Source organism: Paenibacillus sp. AR247, assembly GCF_002968895.1.
Classification (GTDB): Bacteria; Bacillota; Bacilli; order Paenibacillales; family Paenibacillaceae; genus Paenibacillus_AQ; species Paenibacillus_AQ favisporus.
The window spans coordinates 91,846-99,201 of sequence record NZ_PCZT01000011.1 but is presented as its reverse complement, the minus strand read 5'-3'; the positions used below and the strand labels follow the sequence as shown (position 1 = coordinate 99,201).

Genomic DNA, 7,356 nt, shown 5'->3' with positions numbered 1-7,356 from the left:
ACAGGGCTGACCTGATTCAGCGTAAAGCCTGCTTTCCGGAACAGTCTGCGGTCGACGAGCGGAAGGAACACAGCCGCGGGAATACGGTTCAGCGCCTGCATTTGATGATGCATCAGGCGCGTCAGATCGGAATAAGGGCAGTCGGCAATGACAAAGGCGGCGTCTGTGTGAGGCAGCGACAGGTATTCCAGCACGGTGCCTCCCCCAAGCGACATGCCGTGCAGGCCGACGACCGAGTCGCTGCCGTACGTGGCGCGTATCCACCGGATCCAGGAGTCGATGTCGTGCTTTTCGTGGAACCCGTAGGTCGTATATTTGCCTTCGCTTTTTCCGTGCCGGCGCAGGTCGATCAGCAGCGTGTTGAACCCATCTTCCCGGAAAATGTCCATAAAGGGAATCGATGCGGGAAGCGAGGCGGTATATCCATGGACGAGAATGACGAAACGGTTGGAGCCTGACTGGTGCGGTATGAGCATGCCGTTCAGCTTCAGCCCGTCATAGCTTGTAATTTGAACCTCCTCCTTGGGCAGCGACTCAAAGTAGTCCTGCTTGAACAGCCCGACCTGCTCCATGGCTTGAAAGGTCTGCTCGTACGTGAGGGCTTTCATCTGCGTCATTTGATAAAAGGCGAAACGTGTAATTCCCATCGCGGCCAGAACAGCGGCAAAAACGACAATAACGGCAGTCTGCCACTCCATAAGATATTCCCCCCTTCTTTTCATACAGTTACGGTAAAAGTAGTATCACCGGAACGTTTTAAGTCAACTCATATTTTCATGAAAAAACTCACTACGGGCTGTCATGTAATTGATTTTGTTACAATTTATTTAACAATTCCCGATTTGACCGGTTTTGGAAGCGGTTCTTTCTGGTCATCGGCGGGGGGAGATGCTAGAATAACCTAGAGAAGAAGTGTTAAGTAACTTACATTAAGGAAGAACTAAAGACCCAAATGCCAAGGCGCCTCAGCTTTAGTTCACAGGAAAGGAGACGTCAGGCTTCGTGAAACCGAAGAAGAAGCAAGTCAACACCGTGGCCCAACGTAAAGCCCAGCGGGCAGCGCAGGAGAAACGCATGAAGCGGATCATGTGGATTACAGGTGCATGTATCGTCGTGCTGGTCCTGCTGCTGGTGTTCATTCGGCCGCAATCCAAGGAAGCATCGTTTGATTACAGCTCGCTCCCGGTGCTGGGAAATCCGGAAGCCCCGATCAAGATCGTGGAGATGGGCGACTACAAGTGCCCGGCCTGCCAGTATTTCAGTCAGGACATCGAGCCGAGCCTGCAGAAGGATTTTATCGATTCCGGTAAAGCCGCGCTCTATTTCATGAATTACCTTATCATCAGTCCGAATGCGGACTCCAACACGGCTGCACTGGCCGCGCAATCGGTGTTCCATCAGAACAAGGATGAATTTTGGAAGTACTACCACGTACTCTTCGACAACCAGCAGGATGAAAAAACCGAGTGGGCAACGCCCGAGTTTCTGGTGAAGCTGGCCCGCGACAATAACATCAAAGTGGATTACGATCAGCTTAGCAAGGACATCGAGGAGAAGACGTACCAGGATGAAGTGGACAGCCATATGGCTACCGGCACCAAGCTGGGCGTGAACAGTACACCAACGCTTTACGTGAACGGCGAGAAGGTAGCGGAGAATGTCACGCTCGATTACAACGCGCTCAAGAGCTATTTGGATAAAAAGTCGGCTGACACCGACAAGTAAGGGGAGTTTCGGATGGAAGGCAACCGTTTCATTGCGTTCATCAAGCCCTACAGCCTGTATCTGGCCTGGATCGTCTCTCTTGTCGCCACGGGAGGCAGCCTGTATTTAAGCGAAGTGATGCACTACGAACCGTGCAGGCTGTGCTGGTTCCAACGGATATTTATGTATCCGGAAGTGATCCTGCTCGGCATCGCCAGCTACAAAAATGACCGTAAAATCATTCCTTATGCAGTGACCCTCAGCGCGATCGGCGGCTGCATCTCGATCTATCATTATGCAGAGCAGAAGATTCCGGCGCTTGCCAAGGCACTGCCGTGCAAGGTAGGCATTCCCTGCAATTTCGATTACTTGAACTGGTTTGGCTTCATTACGATCCCGCTTCTGGCATTGATCGCTTTTATTTTTATCATTGCGTTTCTGCTGATGGGAAGAACGGAAGCACAGCAATAATGGTGTAGAAATACAGCGATGGACAAGCACTCCGGCTGCAGCCCTCCTCACGGACACAGGGTAAGCGCCGGGGTGCTTTTTGCGTTCATATGGCAGAAACCGGGAGGGGGGCGCTCTTGTGCTGCAGGGGGCAGGCGTTGTACATTGTTAATATTGCAAAGAACATGAAAGGGGCGTTTGGATGAGCTATCAATGCAGCGGGCATATTCCCGAGCTTGAAGGGCCGCGGATCCGGCTGCGTCCGCTCGAGGAAGGCGACGCCCCGGCCTGATGCTCGGATTCGGCTACCGGACCATGGGCCTTAACCGGATTGAAGCGCTGACCGATCCGCGGAATGAACGAGCCGTCCGTCTGTTCGGGTCCCTCGGATTCACGGACGAAGGACGGCTGAGACAGTACCGCCATACGGCTTCAGGCTTTCACGATGCACTGCTCCATTCGCTGCTGCGTGAAGAGTGGGAGCAGGCGGAGTATAACAAGTTTTAGATCAAGGAGGAGCGATCAAACGATGATCCTATCGTATCAAGGGGGAGGCTCGCCGCTGCACCGCATCGACCCGCTCAGCAAGCTCGTGGTCCTGCTATGCATCGCCGTGCTGACGATGCGTTTGCACACGTCGGCAGGGCAGGCACTGCTGCTGCTGGCGGCCTCGTTCATGGCCCGAACGGCAGGCGGAGTCAGCTGGAGAAGGCAGTGGAAAGCGATGGCTTTCCTGATCGGTTTTGCGGTTCCGTACTTTGTACTGACCCTGCTGACCGTACCCGGCAGCCATACCATCTGGCAGTTCGGCGTGCTGCACGTCACGACGGAGGGAGCCGATGCGGCCGGTTCGGTCACGCTGCGCATGTTTACGGTTTTTCTCTCATCCTTTGTCTACATGGTCACGACCGATCCCGGCGATCTCGTCACCGCGTTAACCCGGCGGATGAAGGTTCCTTACCGGTTCGCCTTCGGCATTTCGATGGCGCTCACGTTTTTGCCTTTGCTGCAAGAAGAAGGGAGAAGCATCTCGGCTGCCCATCAGGTCAGGGGAGGGGCACCCCCCAAGGGAATCAAGCAGCGTGTAGGCTGGTGGAAGGTGTTTGTGTCCGCCATTTTGCATAATGCTGTGCGCCGGATTCAGCAAACCGCGGGAGCGATGGAAGCCAAAGGCTTTAGTGCATATCCAGAGCGTACGTTTCTAAGGGAGCAGCAGCCGTCTGCAGCCGGGCAAATCATGGCGGTTGGGGCCGTACTGATTACCGCGGCACTGTGGTGGTATATCCATATTGTTAACCTGTAATTTATTTTTAGGTTGACGTTTCGAATCCGATCATGCACAATAGCAGGGAGGCCTGGCCATGCGAGTCCTCAAGGGTGAGAAATCCCACCATTTTCCTGATTAGGAGTTGACATGAGATGGAAACTTTATCACAATCAAAAAGACGTGTTGTCCCGTTTACGACGCTGGACATCGTGCTGATGGCGATGCTGGCCACAGCGAACGCGGTATTGACCTTTTATTTATCTTACATTAATAAAATGCTGAACAGCCTGGGTGGGCCCGTGGCGACCTCTACCATCGTCGGCGTGTACATGGTGTACGGCCTGCTGGCCTACTACATTATCCGCAAGCCGGGAACCGCGGCAATTACATACGGAATCGGCGGCGCGATCCAGTGCTTTGTAGGCAATACGTACGGGATCGCAGCGAGCATCGTGGCCGCACTGTGCTATCTGGTTGTGGCGGAGGCCGTATTTTTTCTGCTTCGCTACAAACGCTGGAATGCCGGTGCGATGATGCTGGTCGGCGGCGCGATGGTTCCGATCTGGTTCATTTGCGCGGCGAACATGTTCGGGTATACGTCCTGGAGCTTTCAGGTGCTGTCAATAACGATGGTGGTGCGGATCATCAGCGGTATCGTGCTGTGCGGCCTGCTGACCAAGGTGCTCGGGGATATGCTTCAGCGGAGCGGACTGCTTAAACGTTTTGCCATTGGCAGAAAGGCTTCTGCGGATGCAGGGAACTTCCATTGAGCTGACGGAGCTTTCTTATTGGTACGAAGATGTGGAGCAGCCTGCGCTCCGCGGCGTGTCGCTCACGATTCCGGCAGGACAGTTTACGGCGGTGATCGGACCGGGCGGCAGCGGCAAGTCTACCCTGTGCCAGCTGCTTAGCGGCTATCTTCCGCGGAGCGGAGGCGGCCGCCGGGAAGGGAAGGTGCGGCTGGACACGATTGACCCGGCGGAAGCTCCGATCGCTGAGATCGCCAAGGTGGCCGGCATCGTGTTCCAGGATCCCGACGCCCAGCTGGTGAGGGGCGTCGTCGAGGATGAGGCCGCGTTCGGGCCCGAGAATCTCTGCGTGCCGCCGGCGGAGATCGAGTCCCTTGTGGCCGAAGCGCTGGCGGCGGTGAACCTGACCGCCCGCCGCCGCTCCCCGGTGCGCGAGCTGTCCGGCGGACAGCGCCAGCGCACCGCCATTGCCGCGGTGCTGTCGCTGTCTCCGCGGATGATCGTCTTTGACGATGCATCCGCCAGCCTCGACCCCGCGGCGCAGGCGCAGTTCGTGCAGCTCTGCCGCAGGCTGCACGCCGAGGGCCGGACCGTCGTCACGGTGTCCGGCCGCTTCGACGATGCCGCGCGCGCTGCGGAGCGCGTCATCGTCCTGGACGGCGGCGCAGTCCTGCTGGACGGAGCGCCGCAGGAGCTGCTGCGCACCAGCCGGGATCGGCTGGCGCAGCTCGGCGTGCTGCCCCCATGGGAGGGGCAGCGGAAGCCGGCGCGCATGCAGCGGAGCCGGCCGCCGGGACCCTGCAGAGCGCCGGCATGGTGACGGCGCCGGCGCAGAGGCCGCCGGGTGCGGATTGCCCCGGCGGTGACCCAGCTTCCGGACCGCTGCTCGAGGTCCGGAACCTGAGCTACACTTACCCCGGAGGGCAGGAAGCGCTCCGGGACGTCTCGTTCGCGATGCATCCGGGAGCGTGGGGCATGCTGACCGGTGAGAACGGTTCGGGCAAAACGACGCTCACCCGCCTCCTGATGGGCCTGCTCCCGGTTCCTTCCCGTTCTGTATATTGGAAGGGGCGGGACGTATCCGGTATGCCGGTTCATCAGCTTGCCGGGGACATCGGGTACGTGTTCCAGCAGCCGGAGCATCAATTTGTGGAGCATACGGTGTGGGATGAACTCGTGTACGGCTTGCGGATTCGAAGCGGCTGGCGCCGGCGGCAAGCTGAACTGACGCCTGAGCAGACCGAAGCGGCCGAGGCGCTGCTTGCGGCTGCCGGACTGAGCGGGCGTCGTCAAGACTCCCCTTATCTGCTCAGCCAGGGTGAGAAGAAGCTGCTCAGCGTCATCGGCCAGCTGATCCAGCCGAAAGCCCTCTACATTCTCGATGAGCCCACCTCAGGCATCGATTACCGCGCCGCGCAGCGGCTGCTGAAGCTGTGCCGGGGTGCCGCCGCCCGGGGCGCTGCCCTGCTCATGATTACCCACGACCCCCGCCTGGTGGAGGATGATGCTTCTTTCGTGCTCCGGCTTGATCAAGGCAAGGTCGAGAATTACCGGCAGTTGGGCCGGAATCACGGACTTATTCATGTACGATCATAGGCAGGAAGATTCGTTTGAGTGACGGTCGAATGATCGTCTACGCCTGAAACTTCATGCCCTTCTATTTTTAATAAACCCTATGCATCCGCCCAGTCTGAAAAGCGGTCTCTTACCGGAGGCCATTTTTCGTGCACTGGGTGGATACGTTTCGTTATAAGGAAACTTTGTCAAAACGGGAGAAAGGATACAAATAACGTGAATCGATCTGAACATTTGCCTGGAAAGCAGAGCCGGAACTGGATTCTGGCCGGAATCCTCGTATCCACGTTCTTGTCGGCCATCGAAGGAACCGTAACGGGACCGGCCGGTCCGGCCATTATCAGCAGCTTTGGCGGCATGAAGCTCCTCAGCTGGATTTTTACGGCCTACCTGCTGACCATGGCCGTATCCACTCCGATTTTCGGAAAAATCAGCGACCTGTACGGCCGCAAACCAGTATTTCAAATCGGGTCGCTGCTGTTTGTCCTGGGATCGCTGCTGTGCGGCTTCTCGCAAAGCATGGGACAGCTGATCGCGTTCCGGGCCATTCAGGGCATCGGAGCGGGGGCGGTCATTCCGGTCACTTTTACGATTATCGGGGACGTCTACCGGATTGAAGAACGTGCCAAAATCCAGGGACTCATCAGTTCGGTCTGGGGCATTGCCTCCCTGATCGGACCGCTCATCGGCGGATACTTTGTCGACTATTTGAATTGGCGCTGGATTTTCGGCTTTAACGTGCCGTTCGGGCTGCTGTCCATGTGGATGATCGCCCGCCATTTCCACGAACAGCGACAGGAGCGTGCCGAAACACATGTCGATTTCGCAGGTGCCGGAACGTTTACGGTGGGGATGACGGCGCTGCTGTTTGCGCTGGCAACCGGCGGGCAGTTCTTTGCCTGGTCTTCGGTGTGGATCGTGCTCTGCATCGTGCTTGCGCTGGTTTTCCTGGCAGCCTTTATCGTGGTGGAGGCACGGGCGAAGGAGCCGATGCTGCCGCTGAAGCTGTTTAGGATTCGCGATATTTCCGTGTCCACCGTCGCCGCTATGCTGACCAGCGCGCTGCTGATCGGCCTCACGACGTATACGCCGCTCTGGATTCAAGGAGTCATGGGCAAAAATGCCACGATGTCCGGGCTGACGATGGCGCCGATGTCGATCGGCTGGCTGTTCGGCTCCGTAGCGGGGAGCCGGCTCATTCTTACCGCCGGTTCGCGGAAAACGACGCTGATCGGCCTGGCCGGCATCGTGATCGGGGCTCTCGGATTAGCCTGGATTGGCGAGGGGACGCCGCATTACGTGATTTTGATTTTTACCTTTATCTACGGCCTCGGCTTCGGATATTCCAACACGGTGTTCACGATTATTGCACAGTCCTCGGTGGGTTACTCGCTTCGCGGCGCTTCGACGGCGCTGAATACCTTTATCCGGTCGCTGGGCCAGACGGTCGGCGTCGCTGTCTTTGGATCACTGATCAACTTGACGCTGGCCGGGCGGCTCGCCGATACTCCGGGGTTGGAGCGGGTCGGCCAAGAAGAGGTCAACCAGCTGCTGACTCCGGAAGGAAGCGCATCGCTTCCCAAGGAGTTGTGGAGCGAGCTGAGGCATATT

At 57.5% G+C, this 7,356-nt stretch carries 9 protein-coding genes; 8 read left to right on the top strand and 1 reads right to left on the bottom strand.

Going from position 1 to position 7,356, the window contains the following annotated elements:
* On the bottom strand, window positions 1-698 hold a 698-nt coding region (locus CPT76_RS21150), incomplete at its 3' end, for an alpha/beta hydrolase (RefSeq protein ID WP_181152980.1).
* 304 nt (window positions 699-1,002) lie between these two features.
* On the opposite strand from CPT76_RS21150, the gene CPT76_RS21145 reads away from it, so the two are divergent.
* The 8 genes from CPT76_RS21145 to CPT76_RS21115 all read left to right on the top strand — a co-directional run.
* Window positions 1,003-1,725 carry a thioredoxin domain-containing protein gene (locus CPT76_RS21145; protein ID WP_244364552.1) on the top strand — a complete coding sequence of 241 codons (723 nt, stop codon included), beginning with the start codon at window positions 1,003-1,005 and terminating at the stop codon, window positions 1,723-1,725.
* Between the two features lie 12 nt (window positions 1,726-1,737).
* Entirely contained in the window at window positions 1,738-2,175 is a 438-nt protein-coding gene (locus CPT76_RS21140) for a disulfide oxidoreductase (RefSeq protein ID WP_105444366.1), read from the top strand.
* Window positions 2,176-2,445: 270 nt separating this feature from the next.
* Window positions 2,446-2,661, top strand: coding sequence for a GNAT family N-acetyltransferase (locus CPT76_RS21135; RefSeq protein ID WP_105444365.1), 216 nt, complete (start codon window positions 2,446-2,448; stop codon window positions 2,659-2,661).
* Window positions 2,662-2,683: 22 nt separating this feature from the next.
* Window positions 2,684-3,457, top strand: a complete 774-nt coding sequence (locus tag CPT76_RS21130) for an energy-coupling factor transporter transmembrane component T family protein (RefSeq protein ID WP_105444364.1) — start codon at window positions 2,684-2,686, stop codon at window positions 3,455-3,457.
* A 116-nt stretch (window positions 3,458-3,573) separates the two neighbouring features.
* Window positions 3,574-4,191: an ECF transporter S component gene (locus CPT76_RS21125; RefSeq protein WP_105444363.1), complete on the top strand. Its 618-nt coding sequence runs from the start codon at window positions 3,574-3,576 to the stop codon at window positions 4,189-4,191.
* Window positions 4,172-4,990 carry an energy-coupling factor ABC transporter ATP-binding protein gene (locus CPT76_RS40240; RefSeq protein WP_258168717.1) on the top strand — a complete coding sequence of 273 codons (819 nt, stop codon included), beginning with the start codon at window positions 4,172-4,174 and terminating at the stop codon, window positions 4,988-4,990. Before CPT76_RS21125 ends, CPT76_RS40240 begins: the two co-directional genes overlap by 20 nt.
* Entirely contained in the window at window positions 4,915-5,766 is an 852-nt protein-coding gene (locus tag CPT76_RS40235) for an ABC transporter ATP-binding protein (RefSeq protein WP_258168716.1), read from the top strand. Before CPT76_RS40240 ends, CPT76_RS40235 begins: the two co-directional genes overlap by 76 nt.
* Window positions 5,767-5,961: 195 nt before the next feature.
* The coding region (locus tag CPT76_RS21115) for an MDR family MFS transporter (protein WP_258168715.1) at window positions 5,962-7,356 on the top strand (1,395 nt) is incomplete at its 3' end.

Coding starts and splice junctions, on each gene's coding strand:
- CPT76_RS21140 (WP_105444366.1), top strand. CDS start 1,738: ATGGAAGGCAACCGTTTCATTGCGTTCATCAAGCCCTACAGCCTGTAT.
- CPT76_RS21135 (WP_105444365.1), top strand. CDS start 2,446: ATGCTCGGATTCGGCTACCGGACCATGGGCCTTAACCGGATTGAAGCG.
- CPT76_RS21130 (WP_105444364.1), top strand. CDS start 2,684: ATGATCCTATCGTATCAAGGGGGAGGCTCGCCGCTGCACCGCATCGAC.
- CPT76_RS21125 (WP_105444363.1), top strand. CDS start 3,574: ATGGAAACTTTATCACAATCAAAAAGACGTGTTGTCCCGTTTACGACG.
- CPT76_RS40240 (WP_258168717.1), top strand. CDS start 4,172: ATGCAGGGAACTTCCATTGAGCTGACGGAGCTTTCTTATTGGTACGAA.
- CPT76_RS40235 (WP_258168716.1), top strand. CDS start 4,915: ATGGGAGGGGCAGCGGAAGCCGGCGCGCATGCAGCGGAGCCGGCCGCC.